The organism is Segatella copri, assembly GCF_026015625.1.
GTDB lineage: Bacteria > Bacteroidota > Bacteroidia > Bacteroidales > Bacteroidaceae > Prevotella > Prevotella copri_H.
Genome location: NZ_JAPDVG010000002.1, coordinates 14667 through 31856 on the forward strand (window position 1 = coordinate 14667; position 17190 = coordinate 31856).

A 17190-nucleotide genomic window follows, 5' to 3' on the forward strand; every position below is an offset into this window, starting at 1 on the left:
CTTATCTATATCCTAAGAAACTTATGACACACCCTCACAAAACGGGTGAATGAGAGCAAGAAAACGAATGAATGAGAGCAAGAAGAGGGGTAAAACAAGGATTTTAACCTACTAAAACAGTTCTTTCAACTGAGAAAAGAAACATTTATACTTAGATAAAATCTCCGTTCATAGACGTTGAATGTCCGTTCAACGTCGATGAACCGCCATTCATAGACGCTGAACCGCGGTTCAACGTCGATGAACGGAGATTTCAATAGGGTTAAAGAACATTTTATCCTATAATCAACCAAGACTTTTCCCGAGATTAACCCATTATTAATACAGCAAGAAGGAAGAAAGGAGATAAGAGGAAGCCTGAAAAGAAATAAAAGGTATAAGGAAATGAGATAAGGGGCATAAATGAAGAAAAGATGTTTTTAATTTGGTAGTTTCACCATTTATTCGTATCTTTGCCAACAAAGAGAATATCACTTAAAAGAAAGGCGAGCAATTATGGCAAGAAAACTATATCCGATAGGATTACAAACTTTCGAACGAATCAGAGTAGAGGATAAGTTCTACATTGACAAGACGGAATATGTATATCGTATGGCACATACTGATGGTACTTATTTCTTCCTGAGCCGTCCACGCCGTTTCGGAAAGTCGCTGCTGCTGACTACCATGAAGAGCTATTTTGAAGGAAAGAAGGAGCTTTTCAAAGGACTCGCCATCGAAAAGCTAGAAAAGGATTGGATAAGCTATCCGGTGCTTCATTTCGATATGAGCATGGGCAAACACATGGAGATAGCCCAGCTGGAAAGATATTTCGACCAGCGACTTGCAGAACAAGAGCAGAAATGGGGTATTACGAATCCGGCTATTGATGCCAACGACCGCCTCATCTCACTTATCCAGACTGCCTATAGGGAAACTGGCAAGCAAGTGGTAATACTGATTGACGAATATGATGCCCCTTTGCTTGATGTGGTGCACGAGGATGAAAAACTGGAAGAACTTCGCAACGCCATGCGCAATTTCTACAGTCCGCTAAAAGGATGCGAGAAATTGCTCCGCTTCGTATTCCTCACAGGCATCACCAAATTCTCTCAGCTCAGCATCTTCAGCGAATTGAACAACATCACCAATATCAGTATGGACGAGCCGTATGCCGGCATTTGCGGAATTACGGAAGATGAACTGGTGAACGGAATGCGGAATGACATAGATGCACTTGCTGAAAAATTAAACTTATCGTATGAGCAGACGTTAGCTAAGTTAAAGGATAATTATGACGGCTATCATTTTACATGGCCTTCTCCAGACGTTTATAATCCGTTCAGCTTATTAACCTGCTTTGCCAAGCAGAAAATTGATTCCTACTGGTTTGGATCTGGCACTCCTACTTATCTGATCAATATGATGCGCAATTTCAACTTTCTGCCAGCGAACCTGGGCGAGAGCATGGAAGCCGGAAAGGATGACTTTGATGCTGCCACGGAAACCATGACCACCATCATGCCGCTGCTCTATCAAAGTGGCTACATCACCATCAAGGATTATGATGAAGAAACGGAACTCTATACCCTAGCCATTCCCAACAAGGAAATAAGAGTTGGATTGTACAGAAGTTTGTTGCCTCATTATCTGACCTCAAAGACTGCAATGTGCAATACCACCATCGCCAAGATGTCGGTGCTTATTAAACAGCGCAAGATAGACGAAGCATTACAGTTGCTGAAATCGTTTTGGGAGACGGTGCCTTATTGCAACAACACCCATTACGAAGGGCATTACCAGCAAACGATGTATATCATCTTTGCCTTGCTCACGAATTTCAGGATTATAGTGGAGCAACATACGTCAAAGGGGAGAATTGATATAACCATGGAGACGGATGAAACTATCTATGTAATGGAGCTGAAGTTTGGAAAGACTGCCCAGGAGGCTCTTGAGCAGATAGAAAGCAAGCATTATGCCGATGCCTTTGCCATGAGCGGCAAGGAAATTATCAAGGTAGGTATGAGCTTCAATATCAAAGAAGACAACACCATCGTGTTCGATTGGAAATCATCAGAAATTTAGATGACAAAAAAAGCGTGCAGGCGACTATGATGTGGCTTGCACGCTTTTTCCTTTTATATTTATCCTACAGCCACGCTGCTCTTGATAGTTCAGTATCACACCGAAGTACCTCTCCACCATCAGCAAGAAAGTCAGCGGCAAATCACCGAATAAAAGTTCTACAAATCACCGAATTTCTTCCTCAGTTATTCTCATGGTTTATGCAGTATAAAGATTTAATTGACGCAAAAGTTCCCTACCTCAGCAAGCTTTCCCCAGGCGGTCCCATCCCGCACAACCATGGCGAGGGCTTTGATGCAGCATTAGATCTCCTCCCGCAACAGCCAGGCGGTCCCATCCCGCAAAATATGGCGAAGACCTTTGATGGTCCGCCAACCTTAGAGCGAAGCGGTTCTGAGCACCGAGTAGGGCGGTTTCCTCCCTCGCTCCTGAGGAGAGAGGGTCGGGGTGAGAGGTGGAGCCCTCTTTAAGGGTAAAGAGGGACGGGGTGATTTTCGAAAAAACAGCACAGAGGGCGGTTACATCCTTCTCATTTCGAGAAGGGTTTCTGTCCCCTACAAGGGGAAGAGGGCACTGAAAAAGTCCCTTCATGGGTTATGGTAGTTTAACATTCTGCTTTTAAAATAGCCTCCCTAAAAGTTGCATATGTGCAATATTTTTTGTATCTTTGTAGGAAAATACAAGGATTATGCTAGAGCAACAACAGACCATATCATTCAGTGATTATTCAAGTTTGTATGACTTGATTATACCAAAAGACAACCTGCTCCGCCAGATTAATGACCTGGTGGACTTTAGTTTCGTATACCAGGAATTGCAGGATAAGTATTGTCATGACAATGGGCGTACGGCAGAGAGTCCTATCCGTATGTTCAAGTATCTCCTGTTGAAGGTGATTTATAACATATCTGATGTTGATGTTGTTGAACGTGCTCGCTATGATATGTCATTTAAGTACTTCTTAGGATTAACTCCTGAGGAGACTAAGTTGATAAATCCTAGTTCCTTGACCAAATTCCGCCGACTTCGCCTGAAGGATATGGAGTTGTTGGATCTGCTCATCAAAAAGACAGTTTCTATTGCTATAGAAGTAGGTGTCCTAAAGTCTAAAACCGTCATTGTTGATGCTACCCATACATATTCTCGTTCTAACCCTATTAGTGCAGCAAAGAGTTTGGAGTACTATTGCAAGACCGTAATCAAAGTCATAAATTCTATAGATGATAGTATGGTATTGCCAGAGCTTCCTGAAGAGAAGAAGTATTCTTCTATCATGAAAGCTGCCAAGGCGATTGTTGCTACAGTAGAAGCTGACGCTGCAACTGCCAATATGCCTGCAGTCAAGGAGCGTCTCAATATGCTGAAAGAAACCATTGAGGATGCAGAGATACGCAGTATAACCTCTAAAGATGAAGATGCTCGCATTGGGCATAAGACAGCAAATTCTTCATTCTTTGGTTATAAGACGCATATGGCTATGAGTGATGAAAGAATTATCACCGCAGCTACCGTCACTTCTGGCGAAAAGTGCGATGGACAGCAGTTGCCAGCACTCATAGAAAAGACTGAATCTGCAGGAATGGAGATTGATGCTATTGTTGCAGATACTGCATATTCTAGTAAATCAAACATAGAACTCACAAAATCCAAAGATATAAAATTGGCAGCTCCATTGAATCCTTTAGTAGAAAAAGGAAATCGCCAAAATACGCTCAATTTTGAATATAACAAAGATGCAGATATGTATGTTTGTCCTGCAGGACATATGGCTGTAAGGAAGGCTAGGGAATTCCGTACAAATGATAAAGCTCATAAGAACGATAGATTCCGTTATTTCTTCGATATCGACAAATGTAAAGTCTGTCCTCTGCGTAATGGCTGCTATAGACCTGGAGCAAAATCTAAGTGCTTTAACGTAACAATAAAGACTGAAGCTCAGAAAGAATTACTTGAATATCAGAAGACACCTGAGTTTGCTCAACTTCAGAGGAAACGATACAAGATAGAGGCCAAGAACTCGGAACTTAAGAATACCCTTGGATATGATAGAGCACTGTCATATGGTTTGTCGTGCATGGAAATGCAGGGCGCATTGACTATTTTCGCTGCAAATGTCAAAAGAATCCTCAAATTAATGCATAAAGCATAAGAGAGAGGATATCCTCATGAATATGCCCTCATATAACCCTCTGTAAGTCGTTATAAAGGTATCTAAGCCATTGTGTCAGGCAGAATAGACTTAAAATCTGTCCGTCTGAAAACTGCTCAGAAGTACAGTAACTGGCTGCTTTTTTATTTGTTTTTCCAAAAACAGGCACCTTTTTCAGTGCCCTCGGGGAACCGAAGGGGTTGTAAAGACTATTGAAGAGAGGCTTGGTGAGAAAGGTGGAGCTCTCCTTACAGGAGAGACGGAGAGGTAGAAATACAGCACTGCAGACTTTACGTCTGCCCTATCCGTGAGATCCGTGAAATCCGTGTGCGAATGAGCAATTGCCTATCATTCACTGCGGACTTCACACCCGCCCCATCTGTGTAAATCTGTGAAATCTGTGGGACAGAAAAGAGTTAAGAAGGATCAAAAAGATTACCTCTTGTTTTTTATCTTATATATCCCAACAAATCAAGATACATCATTCTTGACTCTAAGTGTTCATCTTCAGGAATATGATTTGCTTCTTTCTCTAAATCTTCTGTAGAGTACAAGAATTTGAAGCCATTCTTTTCTTAAAAATGAAGCACATTTTCCTTATTATAAGCATCAACAACAATGAAACGGCAACCAGTCTTATTGTCTGGTAACAAAAACCAAGATATGATATAGTCTATCGCTTGTGATCCAATACCATCATGAGTACTTTGAAAATCCTTGGCTACTCCAAGTCTTCCAATCAATACTGCAGGATAACTCCTTGTTCTTTTAGAATTAGGAATTTTCCTCTGTATTCGATTTCTTGAAGCATTTGGAATTAAAGCTGCCTTGATACTGTCGTTAGCTAATGTAAAGGCACAGACTATTTCATCCTTACCACTTCTTTCAGTTGCAAAGAAATATGTCTTCCCTAATAATTGCCCATCATAGAGACAAGCCTCTCGATGAAAGAAGTCATCAAGGTCTTTATCGCCACAGCTAAAAGTATCAAGCTCCTCTTTTGTCGTAACTCGATAAAGAGAGCAATTACTTTGCAAAAGGACTCTTTCCTCCATGCGCTTTCAAATTAGCAGTTGAGCGAATCAAAATCTTCTCAACGTCATCAAATGACATTCGCAATGCCTTTCTTTGTGGATTGCGTTCATTCTCCTCTGCCTCACGAACAAATCGTTCAGCGGTCTCACCTGTCAAAACAGGAATGCTTCTTATCTCTAATGCCATAATCTTCTCCTTTTAAACGTTTAACTCTGCCACAAAAATACGCTTTTTCTTCGAAACCACCAAGAAAATCACAAGAAATCTGCAACTTATCATCAAATAACCACGAAATCAATCGTAAACTATAAACTATTAACTGTAAACTATAAACTGCTATTCCCAGGCGGTCCCATCCCGCACAACATGGCGAAGACCTTTGATGGTCCGCCAACCTTAGAGCGTAGCGGTTCTGAGCACCGAGTAGGGCGGTTTCCCTCTTCTTCCCTGAGGTTTCTGTCCCCCGCTAACGGGGGAACCGAAGGGGGTGTAAAGACCATTGAAGAAGACCGAGATGAGAGGTGGAGCCTTCCTTAAGGGTAAGGAAGGACGGGTAGGTTTTCGAAAAAACTACTTCTTTGCCAAAGAAGAGCCAGAGCAATTCGAAAGTGCATACGTTCCAATCACCCCATAAATTAAATTCATTTTTATTGTTCCTCATCTTCCCAGAACTCAGGAAGAAGAGTATAATACTTATCCTCAGGCGTAGAATCTATGTGCTTCAACACATAACAAAGCCAACGCTCAGGATTTTTATCTAGCACCTTACGCTGTAATGGTGATATACCAAAACCAGTACATAAACCTATATCCACTTATCCAAATAACATTTAAAATCCTCTATACCTATAACCTCCACTTTAGGAAAAGGAATATTTTCCAGGACCTTAAAGTGCTTGTCTTCTGTAACAATACACTTTGCATTTGCAGCAATGGCACAATCTACAAACTTATTGTCATCTTTATCTGTCTCAATTAAAGCAAAAGTATAATGAGGATCTTTGCGAATTACATTGGGTCTAGTCAATATAGCATAAACGATGGCCTCAGAAACTTGAGGGGATATATTACGAGATAAAACCTCTGAATACTCCTCTATTATTTCATTGGACACACAAAGGTTATAATCGCCACTAAGAAAAGCATTCCACACCTTACGATACGGACTTCTAGGGGCGATTGACATAATCAAACTATTTGTATCCAATACAATATTCATAACCTAAAGATTATAATATTGGTTTATTGTACGGAGTACGTTCATGGAGATGCCGGAAACTCTCGATACGTTCTTCATTCAGGGTTCCTTCATTCCACATCCTATCTAATTCAGCATCAGCCATCTGAACAAAATAATCGGAGATTACCTTATTCAAATCTCGCAAAGCCTCAGGAGTCTTGATAAATGACAGCATATCGAGGATTTGCAATTGAGCTTGATTCATTGTTGCTACCTGTGCCATAATAATTCATTTTATTAATATCTAACCGCAAAATTACGCTTTTTCTTCGAAACCACCAAGAAAATCACAAGAAATCTGCAAGTTATCATCAAATAACCACGAAATCAACCGTAAACTATAAACTATTAACTGTAAACTATAAACTGCTATTCTATAATGAATTGTGCATGCAAAGTTAAGAAAAAAACAATATTCAAAGGCAAAAAAACAAGAAAAATCTCAGAAACTTATAATTTTTTATAAAAAGAACAATATATTATACCTTTTCTTACGTAATCTAGATTTTTTTGTTAACTTTGCAGGAAAAGTACAATATAATACACTACTTGATATGAAAATTCAAGAAGTAATGAAATTGCAGCATAAGAGTCTGATATCCATTAATATGAATAGGAGATTCCTAGATATAGGAGGCTAATAGAAATGAAAAAAGAATCAAAAGTAAACCAAGCAAAATATGTAGAACTTAATTTGTTTCCTGAGGAAAAAGAGGATCATCAGAAAGACTCTATCTCTTCAGAAGACATGGAAAGCGATACTTCTCCAGACAAAGAGTATGACTTGACTGATTTGTTTGAAAGACTTTCCCAATCAGCTTTTCGCAGCCGATTCCATCTCTCGAAGAAGGATAAGGAATATATTGCAGAAAAGGGTTTGGCTACCATCCGTAAGCATGCGGAGGATTTCGTTGCCAAACGCCTTGCTCCTGCCGTGATTCCCAATGACGGCAAGCAGACGCCTATGAGAGGGCATCCTGTATTCATTGCCCAGCATGCTACAGGCTGCTGTTGCCGTGGTTGTTTCTTCAAATGGCATCATATACCTGCCGGAAGACAGCTGACAGGAGAAGAACAGCAGTATGCTGTAGCAGTACTGATGGCATGGATTGAAAAACAGGTTTAAAAAGCATGAAGTTTTAGCAGCAAAGTTTAAATTAATTATCCATTGTTGTCAATTTTGCAGAATATTTAGTCAAAATTGGCAAAAACTGTTTACTCCAAATCTATAAACCGGGTTGGCACGTAACTTGCTCCTACATAGAGTGAAAGCCGAAGCCGAAAGGGCAAGGGGAACGACAAGAACCCTAAGTAATGACAGTTGAGGGTTTCTAGAAATCCTTGAGCCTCGTAAGCCGAAGCAATCGTTATTAAAAAGGATATATTAAAAACAATGAGAAATCCCGACTGAGCCGGAAGGCGAAGAGAGGACGAGAAAAATAGAATTAGGAGGTTTTACATGATGTTGTTAGCTCGTAGAAATAACAGTGTTTCAAATTGGTTGAACAGTTGGTTTAATGACAACTTCTTTGATACAGGCTTGATGCCACACATGAACGCAACAGCTCCTGCAGTCAACGTCAAGGAAAGTGCTACAGCTTATACGATGGAGGTTGCAGCTCCTGGTTTGAAGAAAGATATGGTCAAGATGAACATCGATAAGGATGGCTATCTGAATGTATCTATCGAGAACAAGGATGAGAAGAAGGAGGAGAAGAAGGAAGAGCATTACTTGCGTCGTGAGTTCTCTTACAGCAGCTACTCTCAGAGTTATGCTTTGCCAGAGGATGCTGATCAGGAGAAGATTTCCGCTGAGGTCAGTGACGGTGTCTTGAAGATTGAGATTCCTAAGATAGCCAAGGAGGAGAAGAAAGACGATGTTAAGCACATTGAGGTTAAGTAATCTTTCTTGAAGTGCTATGCAGCTTTCAAGATACATTCATTGCATCGAGGAAATAATTAAAACTGGGGGCTAGTCCTGATTATGGGGCTAGCCCTTTTTTTGAATATATGAATTTAATTTTGGGGGTGTAATTTAAACTGTGTCAAGGCTTGTTCTTAACTTTCATTCCCACTCCCTGCTGGGGGCATGCCCCCAGCAGGGAAGTCTTTTCGGCTGCAAAGTTACATAATTTTAAATCTATCTCCAAATTTTATTGCCAATTGTTGAGAAATTTGTCCCCAATTTGCCAGTGGCATAGTCCATTTCTTACGGATGTTGCGGTAAGCTAAGTACACAAGCTTCTCCAAAGAATTATCCGTAGGAAAGACCCCTTTAGTCTTTGTGACCTTTCTTACCTGTCTGTGATACCCCTCAACCGTATTGGTCGTATAAATGAGTTTACGGATGGCTGGAGTATATTGGAAATACTCTGTCAGACGTTCCCAATTGTCACGCCATGACTTGATGACAATTGGGTACATCTCTCCCCACTTAGACTCTAACAGGTCTAAATTAGCAGCAGCGGAGTCTTTGTTTACTGCACCATATACTGTTCTTAAATCCTTGATAAACTCCTTTTGATGCTTACTGCCAACATACTTGATAGAATTGCGTATCTGATGGACAATACAGAGCTGCACAGAACTCTCAGGAAATACGCTTTGGATGGCATCTGGGAAGCCTTTGAGACCATCAATACAACAAATCAAGAGGTCTCGAACACCACGGTTCTGAAGATCCGTAAGAACTTCTAGCCAGAAGTTAGCTCCTTCACTCTTAGACACATACATACCTAACAGTTCTTTTTGGCCTTCCTTGTTGATACCAAGAATGTTGTAAATGGCTCGTGTGACAGCTCTGCCATTCTCATCCTTTACCTTATAATGGATAGCATCAAGCCAGCAAATGGCATATACAGGATCGAGCATGCGAGACTTCCAGGCGGTGATTTCGGGTAATACACGGTCTGTTATAGAGCTGATAGTATCGGCTGATAGAGTTGTGTTGAACTCACGCTCAAAGTAGCTGCTGATGTCACGTGTGCTGGTGCCCATGGCGTACATCTCAATAATCTGGTCTGCCATGCCATTGGCAAGAATAGTCTCACGCTTCTTTACGGTCTCAGGTTGGAAAGTTCCGTCTCGGTCACGAGGAGTCTCTATAGTGACCTCACCATATTTTGTTTGAACCTTCTTACCCATCTTACCATTACGACGGTTGCCGGAAGAGCGTTCCTCTTCACTTAAATGAGCGTCCATCTCACCTTCGAGAGCTGAGTTGAGAATACGCTCTAACAATGGAGCTAATGCTCCGTCCTTGCCAAATAAGGCTTCACTACTACGCAACTGCTGAGCTGCTTTCTTGTAATCAATTTCTAAGTTGTCCATAATATAAAAACTGTGTTAAACTACTTTTATTGTAGCTTGACACAGTTTAGTTTACACTCTCTTAATTTTGGAAAGGATCAAGGATGATTAGAATATTTATTTCACTTGCTTTCTTCGTCTTTCTGTCCCAAAAAATATGATTTTATGTCCAAAACTCTTCTTCGCCAGTGGGTTGCATCTTGCCCCCGCACTTTGGGCAAGTATGCATATCCCACCTGTGAATCCTGTCAGAACCACATCTTAGACATAGCCTTCCTACAAGAGAATTAAAACTAGGTGCAGCATCACCAATTACTCCACCCACCACAAGAGGTACTATGTTCCTGCAGTCAGGACAAGACATGGCTTCGATATGCTGTCCCATGAAGCCACGTCCCTCATATACTTCGGTCTCGTACCCACAATCCTGGCATCTGAATATCTTCTTTTGTGACATAAATAATCTCCTTTCTTACCATTTTAACACCCAACTTGCATCGGATATCTTGCCAATCTATACCATCATCGACATGATAGAGATTGCAGAATAACCCATAATATAATGAAGTAAATAGGTTTGATGCTTCATTATATTATAGGTTAAGCTTAAACCTTTCTTTAAACATAGCCATCTCTCTGGCAGGGATTTGAAGCAGAGTAGCTAAACTTTCCCATTGACTAACTGCTGCTTGAACCTCTTGGATGATGATTTCAGCTTTCTCCCTCTTAATCATGTAGCTTTCAGATGAATCAAGCAGAATATTGATGTCTGCCTTGTTTGAAGATTCATTGATCAGAAGACTCTGATATTCATTGAGGGTAGGATTCATATCATAGGCTGGTGATAGAGTCCAGCCCTTTGGTGTGAGTAGAAAGCCATGGTTTCTGAAGTGGTCATCAGAATTTCCAATGCAGATGTTGAAGACAACCCTTCGGTAGAGTTCCAGAAGATTTTTCTCTACGTCGCAGTGTCATAGCTTTAATCTTAATTATAATATGCAAAAATACATAATTTACTTTATTATAAGATGGGTTATCAAGTTTTTTTAAGAATAATTAGATGTATTAAATTAAACGCAGAAATCTGCCGGCATTACTGCCAGCAGACCTCTGCGTTTTAATTATATTGAAAATCAGATATTTGTTACTCTGAAACAGCAGCCTGTTCTATCTCTGTTGACTCCTGCTGGGCGTTCCCCCAAAAACTGGGGAATAGTAAGATTATGGCACCACGTAACATCATCTATAGCAATAATGCTTCCTTCGATTTAAATATTCCAGGTCTTCTTGGTGAGCATAGGCTTCCTTTTCAAACCTGATGATTTTGATAATCCTAGTCATAAGCCACAAGATTGCTGAGTTCGTCGAGGAAGTTAATCATCATGCTTCCGGTTCCTCTAGACTGGGAAGCTGCCCTTTCTCCGGCAATTCCCATGGCTTTCATGGCATGAAAAGATGCTTCCAGAGGATCGGAGTTCACAGCAAGGAATGCCCCAACGATACCAGTGGCAGTACATCCCATTGCAGTAACCTTGCTCATCATGGAATGTCCTTCATGAACATAAGCCATTCTTTCGCCATCCGTGATGAAGTCTATGGCTCCAGTTACAACTATGATACAGGAAAGTTGCTGAGCCAGTTTCTTAGCCTGTTTCTCAACCTCATAGGTTTCCTGGTGACTATCCACTCCCTGCATGCCTATCTGGTGAGAGTACAATGCCTGAATCTCACTGGCATTTCCCTTGATGACTGTAGGGTGACACCTGAGGATAATCTGTGATGCTATATCCATACGAAAGCGGGTGGCTCCTACTCCAACCACATCAAATACGATAGGAATTCTTTTTTTCATGGCAGCTTCCCCTGCCAGTATCATCGAGTGAGCTGTGGTGCTTTCCGGAACGCCCAGGTTGAGAGCCAAGGCATTGCTCTTGCTACTGATTTCCTCCACTTCTTCCTCGGCACGCGCCATGATTGGTGATGCTCCAATAGCCAATAGGCTATTGGCAACAAAGTTCATAGCCACATAATTGGTTATGTTGTGTACGAGAGGCTGCTGCTCTTGTATCAATCGTAAATCTGTCTTCATTTGTTTCACTACATTATTAATATATACTGTACCCATTGTCCCTGCACCATTGTTTGGCATGCTCAAATCCTTGGGCAGTGGCTCTGAAGATGTCCCCTTTGAGCAGCTTTCAGCCACCATTGGTGAGCCTTTACGTGGTCTTCTTTAGTTCCCTGACCCAGGTAAAATGCATTGGCAGCGTTAACCTGTGATTGTACATCTCCTTTTTCTGCTGCAATCAGATACCAATGAAGAGCTCTTTCGAAGTCCTGTTCCACTCCATCTCCCTGGTAGTAGCATTCTGCCACATTGTAGCATGCGTAAATATCACCCAGTTCAGCAGCCTTCATGTACCACTGAAATGCCATCACATGATCCTCCACAACACCGATGCCTTGCGCATAGCAGACACCCATGTTGTTCATCGCCATTAAATCTCCTTCAAGAGCTTGCTGACGATATTTGTTTGCCGTTTCACGTTCCTTTTTCATTTCTGTAATCTCAACTTGGGTGCAAAGGTACAACTTTAATTTTGAATTTCGACACCCTAAAGATACAAAAAGAAAAGGCAGCTGCAAGCATCTTCACAAACGCCTACAACTGCCATCTCTATAATATATATGGAAACTTCTTTCTACAATTCTCTCAAATTTTCATGAAACATCGCCTGTTAAGCGAAGTTCTTCATGTTGGATCTTGCACCATACTCAGCGCATGCTGCAACTACCAAAGCTAAAATCATTCCTAAAATCATCATAATCTTATCCTTTCTCTATATCAATCTGTTATCCTTATTTACATCTTCTTTACCTCATCTAATATCCATTAGAGAAGCTTCATTGGAAGCATCCTATGGATGCCTCTCAAAGCTTGCTTACTTGCCGAGGCTGATCTTCTTGTTTACATTTACAACCTCTGCAAAAAGAGCTGCTACAACTGCCAATGTCATTCCTAATATCATCATAATGTTACCCTTTCTTTACTTTAATTATTCGTTATTCAATCTTTTCGAGTGCAAAGATAATGCCTTTTTGTGTGCGCACACATTTTTTGGGAAAGAAAATGCAGAAAAGGGTATGATTTCTTGATTTCCGTCAAAAACAGTCATGACAATTGGAACAAAATGGCATACCAGTATGGATATATAAATATTAAAAATTTGGATAATACATCTAAAATTAGTAACTTTGCACTCATGAAGAATTTTGCAGCGATAGATTTTGAGACTGCCAACCAGCAACGAACCAGCGTTTGCTCCGTGGGCATTGTGATAGTAAGGGATGGTGAGATTGTGGATAGCTACTACAGTCTCATCAAGCCAGAGCCTGAGTATTATTCCTATTGGAATACTAGGGTGCATGGACTAACCATGGAGGATACCATGAACGCCAGGGTATTTCCTGAGGTATGGGCTGAGATTGAGCCAAAGATAGAGGGACTGCCATTGGTAGCCCACAACTCTCCCTTTGACGAGGGATGTCTGAAGTCTGTGTTCCAAATGTATCAGATGGACTATCCCGATTATGAGTTCCATTGCACATGCCGAGCCTCCAGAAGAAAGTTGGGATCTCTCCTACCCAACCACCAACTACAAACCGTAGCTGCTTATTGCGGGTACGACCTAACCCAACACCATAATGCCCTAGCTGACGCAGAAGCTTGTGCTTGGATTGCCAGGAAACTACTATAACTCTTACAACTCATTTTAATGTTTTTTGTCACAAAAATGACAATAGCACTACAAGGGAGTTGCTTTCACGGGTTCATACCGTGAAGCACTCTTTTTGGATTGGTACATCTCTCATTATCCAATAAATAATGTGTATGAAGAAAATAATTTTTCTCGATTTTGACGGTGTACTAAATACCGAGTACAACCAGAACTTGCTTATGTATCATGGGAAATCCTGGAAAGACAAGTATGGAGCTTTCTTCGACCCGGAGACAGTGGCTGAACTAAAGAGAACAGAGCCATTAAGATTCTTAACGGATAAAGGATTGTTTTTCTACAAGTATAACCGTAATTTATGGAATTAAGATATGGACATAAAACATGTATTTGAAGACTCTCGCATAGTCATGCTGGAGAAAGACATTGCAAGAATAAACGAGTATTGCCGATACTCGGATGAAGAAGAGCTTGTGATGAAGCACTTGCTCAAAAAGCGTTGCAACGTACTATGGCAATTGAATGTGTATGACGATGAGACGAAGCAGCTCCTCATCGGTTTCAATGATGCACTTCGAAAGGCATGTACGCAGCTTTATCACCGGACGATGACAGTTTATCAAGAATACCTGCATCGTAAGGACATTTCTGGAGATTTTGAGGTGGAAGGAAAGATATTCCTTGGTTACGAATATCCTGCACATCACCCCATTCAGACAGAAACGGCAAAACAGGTGTGGGATACTCTCACATGTGGAGGTTTCAATACACTCTATGATGAGGGTTGCGCATGGCCGCTCCGATTCAGTAGAGAGCGGTCTTCTGAGCAAAGTATCAATGAGAAATTGGAGAATTGGTTGGGGATGGAAATTAAGAACGACAATTGGAATGAGGGACTGGATAGAGAATGGTCGAAAGATATGCATCTTATACAGCCCTTTCATAATCTATACGATCATTGCTACTTCTCATTATACGACCTCATATATGTCCGTGAGTTCAACCTGGAAGTACATATGGAGTTTGATGATAAAGTAAAATATTAAACATCAAGCCAAACAAGCCGCTGGAACTCTACAATCTGCGAGAGGATCCTGAAGAGAAGCATAATCTCGCCAAGAAATATCCGAAAATGGTAATCGGTTTTGACAAGGTGATGAAGGAAATGCGTACTCCATCAGAAAACTGGCCAATACCGGAAGATGCGGAAAGTGGGAAAAAGTAATCGGCTTTGTAAAACTGAGGGCGTGTCATGGACTTATGACACACCCTCAGTTTTTTATCCGTTTTTCAAGATTTTACGGTCTTTAAGCGACGTGTTTTGCGACAACGTGTTGGCTGTAGAATATGCATCGAGCAGCCAGCGTAACAATTATCCATCACCAAGACTTTCTGAATTGGAGATGTTGTAGCGATAGCAGCCATTCTGTCGGCAATCGATATTTACCCAAATGTTTTTCCTGTGTCGTCATACGTCACTCACGTTATTTTTTACTTATCCAAAAAGCTGACAACCTCTGGAATCTCTTTATTCAAGAAGTCGTACCAAAGCTGAGGGCTATATCCCAAAGATGTATGATGAATCATATAGAACGGCAGCTTGTAGCCGTTAGCAAATTGCAGTTCACCTTTCTTAGGATAAGAGTTGTTGATTTTTTCATCCAATGTTTGGATAGAATACTTCACACCTTTCTCGTCAAGAATATTCATGCCTTTGTCGTTTCTTAGACCAACAAATATGCAAACATCTGGCTTGATGATCTGCACGACATCAGCTAAGCACTTCCATGCCGTCTCGTAATCAGCCAAGGAGGGCACCTCATGTGTGCCTTTCATAGGCTCCTGTATGAAGTTATAAGAAGCTATTTTGTTCCAAAAGCCCTCGACATCCATGTCGCTTTCATCCAAGAATGTTTTCTGAAGGTTAGTATGGAATTTCCAGCCACCTTTTTCTATTGCACAATTAATGATTCCTCTTGTATACTCCTTGTCTGTAACACATCTATCATATTCCTCTGGGCAGAATTCGCCTTCATCATTCACCGTATAGTGCGAGTCACCCATGATAAGCACACGCTTTGGTGCCGAAGCATAGTTGCAACCTATCCAAGGATAGTGTACAAGATTCTCAACTTTATCAAACTGCGAATCAAATTGTTTGTCTGATGTTGTCATAATAACCTAATTTCCGCAACACTATAATTCAATATTATTTATAAGAACCTGAGCAACAAAAAGTTGATTAGTTTTTTGCCATGTCAGAAATCTCACTTGTCTTAGTGTTGCATTTAAAAACAAATAAAACTCTGAGTGACACGGCAAAAATACAAATAAAATCTAAGAAACACACTCCTTTTGGGGACTTTTTTTCAATTATGGAGCCATTTGATGCTTTTTTAGCTCAAACCATAGATTCCACCTTGGGATTGAGATGTACAGTGTTTGATTATCAACATAGTGAGATTCTACGCTCTCTGATATACGTATATCTTTGTGGTGGTTCATGTCTTGAGGATATTTCAACACACCTTATAAAAATTTTATAAAAATATCATAGCCTTCAAAGATATTTTTAATCTGTGCCATTTAGACTATAGAGAAAAATATGAAGGCCTCCGAGATAAGTTCATGGGTGGAAAGGACATCACTTTTCATGACATAGACTTCATCTATGATGGTTTCTCTATGTTGCTAACCAACATGGAGACTCATACTTATGGAGAAAGCAGCAGAGTGGATTACCTGAAGAAACTGATAAAGTACATCGAGATGGATTCTGACAATGAGTTTTTTAATCTGCAGAAGCTAGTCGTATTATGTAAGGTGTCCTCACTTCATCCTCTTTCTTTGAAGGAGGAAGAAAATATCAAGAGTGAGTTCCAAATGTTGGCAGGAAAAGGAAAATTAATCTTTGGTACGAGAGAGGTAAGTTCCTGTGTAGTTGATTTGCATTTTACGATACTTATTCAGAAATACGAAAAACGTCAACCATAAACCTACTCGGATGACTACAGGCATTTCTTTGACTGATATTTAAAAGACTTGTCACCAAGGTGGAAACCATTCTCTATTGACCTCCATCTTGGTTTTTAAGTTCATTAAACTGTGAGACATTGTAAAACTCCGTAAAAGCACCACTCTTGCTTTGATTTCCACAAGAATGAGCATGACCAAAGACATGAAAACGAGGTTGAGAACGATAGACCTCTAACAAAAGAGGAAGGCTTCCCCTACCCTCGTCAAGTATGCCTTCCGGTGGAATATGGGTTTTCAGGAAGTCCATTTTGCCAGCAAGGTGGATATTTTGCTCCTTACTTTGCAGGCTTCGCATGGATATATTCCCAAAACTTATCCCATCAAACTCAAAGGAGGAATCATGAAGGAAAACTACCTTTTTAGGTAAAAGCGAAATTGTCTGCTCTAAGCTGTCTTCCAAGAACAGCTCATGATTACCTGCGGCAAAAATATAAAGTTTGGCGGGATGGCTTAACAACCAGGAAAAGAAGTCCTCTGTGCCATCCTTGCCAAAGCCAGGCACTACATCGCCAGCACAAAGCAGGATATCAGCTTCTTCTGGGATATGAAGCCGATTGTGCATCCCATGAGTATCAGAGAACGCAAAAATCCGATGTTCCTTATAGTTGAATAGCATA

At 40.7% G+C, this 17190-nt stretch carries 17 protein-coding genes and 1 pseudogene; 7 read left to right on the forward strand and 11 right to left on the reverse strand.

Annotated features, from left to right (window positions below):
- Positions 1-495: 495 nt before the first annotated feature.
- Both ONT19_RS15585 and ONT19_RS15590 read left to right on the forward strand, forming a co-directional pair.
- Positions 496-2067 carry an ATP-binding protein gene (locus ONT19_RS15585; protein ID WP_264953455.1) on the forward strand — a complete coding sequence of 524 codons (1572 nt, stop codon included), beginning with the start codon at positions 496-498 and terminating at the stop codon, positions 2065-2067.
- Positions 2068-2755: 688 nt separating this feature from the next.
- Positions 2756-4216, forward strand: coding sequence for an IS1182 family transposase (locus ONT19_RS15590; protein ID WP_117729106.1), 1461 nt, complete (start codon positions 2756-2758; stop codon positions 4214-4216).
- A 575-nt stretch (positions 4217-4791) separates the two neighbouring features.
- On the opposite strand, the gene ONT19_RS15595 is transcribed toward ONT19_RS15590, so the two are convergent.
- The 4 genes from ONT19_RS15595 to ONT19_RS15610 form a co-directional block, all read right to left on the reverse strand.
- Entirely contained in the window at positions 4792-5271 is a 480-nt protein-coding gene (locus tag ONT19_RS15595; RefSeq protein ID WP_264953456.1) for an N-acetyltransferase, read from the reverse strand.
- Positions 5243-5437 (reverse strand): hypothetical protein, encoded by a 195-nt coding sequence (locus ONT19_RS15600; RefSeq protein WP_118066820.1) that lies wholly within the window; start codon positions 5435-5437, stop codon positions 5243-5245. Before ONT19_RS15600 ends, ONT19_RS15595 begins: the two co-directional genes overlap by 29 nt.
- A 619-nt stretch (positions 5438-6056) precedes the next feature.
- Positions 6057-6470 carry a putative toxin-antitoxin system toxin component, PIN family gene (locus ONT19_RS15605; protein ID WP_264953457.1) on the reverse strand — a complete coding sequence of 138 codons (414 nt, stop codon included), beginning with the start codon at positions 6468-6470 and terminating at the stop codon, positions 6057-6059.
- Between the two features lie 10 nt (positions 6471-6480).
- Entirely contained in the window at positions 6481-6714 is a 234-nt protein-coding gene (locus ONT19_RS15610; protein ID WP_006848704.1) for a hypothetical protein, read from the reverse strand.
- A 423-nt stretch (positions 6715-7137) separates the two neighbouring features.
- On the opposite strand from ONT19_RS15610, the gene ONT19_RS15615 reads away from it, so the two are divergent.
- Positions 7138-7617 carry a DUF4186 domain-containing protein gene (locus tag ONT19_RS15615; RefSeq protein WP_420493228.1) on the forward strand — a complete coding sequence of 160 codons (480 nt, stop codon included), beginning with the start codon at positions 7138-7140 and terminating at the stop codon, positions 7615-7617.
- Between the two features lie 336 nt (positions 7618-7953).
- Positions 7954-8394 (forward strand): Hsp20/alpha crystallin family protein, encoded by a 441-nt coding sequence (locus tag ONT19_RS15620; RefSeq protein WP_117729553.1) that lies wholly within the window; start codon positions 7954-7956, stop codon positions 8392-8394.
- Between the two features lie 221 nt (positions 8395-8615).
- Here ONT19_RS15620 and ONT19_RS15625 read toward each other — a convergent pair whose 3' ends face one another.
- The 5 genes and pseudogenes from ONT19_RS15625 to ONT19_RS15645 all read right to left on the reverse strand — a co-directional run bounded on the left by ONT19_RS15625 (position 8616) and on the right by ONT19_RS15645 (position 12359).
- Positions 8616-9821, reverse strand: a complete 1206-nt coding sequence (locus ONT19_RS15625) for an IS256 family transposase (RefSeq protein ID WP_264952103.1) — start codon at positions 9819-9821, stop codon at positions 8616-8618.
- Between the two features lie 142 nt (positions 9822-9963).
- A complete protein-coding gene (locus tag ONT19_RS15630; RefSeq protein ID WP_006848190.1) occupies positions 9964-10257 on the reverse strand; it encodes a hypothetical protein in 294 nt (97 codons plus the stop codon).
- A gap of 136 nt (positions 10258-10393) precedes the next feature.
- A pseudogene (locus ONT19_RS15635) lies at positions 10394-10765 on the reverse strand (HipA domain-containing protein); the annotation flags it as partial.
- 368 nt (positions 10766-11133) lie between these two features.
- Entirely contained in the window at positions 11134-11889 is a 756-nt protein-coding gene (thiM, locus tag ONT19_RS15640; RefSeq protein ID WP_264953458.1) for a hydroxyethylthiazole kinase, read from the reverse strand.
- Between the two features lie 62 nt (positions 11890-11951).
- The gene (locus ONT19_RS15645) at positions 11952-12359 is read right to left on the reverse strand and encodes a tetratricopeptide repeat protein (RefSeq protein WP_264953459.1); all 408 of its coding nucleotides are present in this window, start codon (positions 12357-12359) and stop codon (positions 11952-11954) included.
- Between the two features lie 704 nt (positions 12360-13063).
- Here ONT19_RS15645 and ONT19_RS15650 point away from each other — a divergent pair.
- A complete protein-coding gene (locus ONT19_RS15650; protein WP_217761418.1) occupies positions 13064-13558 on the forward strand; it encodes a 3'-5' exonuclease in 495 nt (164 codons plus the stop codon).
- A gap of 350 nt (positions 13559-13908) precedes the next feature.
- Positions 13909-14583: a hypothetical protein gene (locus ONT19_RS15655; protein ID WP_264953460.1), complete on the forward strand. Its 675-nt coding sequence runs from the start codon at positions 13909-13911 to the stop codon at positions 14581-14583.
- 445 nt (positions 14584-15028) lie between these two features.
- Here the strand turns inward: ONT19_RS15655 and ONT19_RS15660 are convergent, their stop codons facing one another.
- A complete protein-coding gene (locus ONT19_RS15660; protein WP_117729127.1) occupies positions 15029-15712 on the reverse strand; it encodes a hypothetical protein in 684 nt (227 codons plus the stop codon).
- 453 nt (positions 15713-16165) lie between these two features.
- Here ONT19_RS15660 and ONT19_RS15670 point away from each other — a divergent pair, with 453 nt between their 5' ends.
- Complete coding sequence (locus ONT19_RS15670; RefSeq protein WP_117729125.1) at positions 16166-16531, forward strand: hypothetical protein; 366 nt, start codon at positions 16166-16168, stop codon at positions 16529-16531.
- A 73-nt stretch (positions 16532-16604) separates the two neighbouring features.
- Here ONT19_RS15670 and ONT19_RS15675 read toward each other — a convergent pair whose 3' ends face one another.
- Positions 16605-17189 (reverse strand): metallophosphoesterase family protein, encoded by a 585-nt coding sequence (locus ONT19_RS15675; protein ID WP_117729123.1) that lies wholly within the window; start codon positions 17187-17189, stop codon positions 16605-16607.
- Position 17190: the final 1 nt, after the last annotated feature.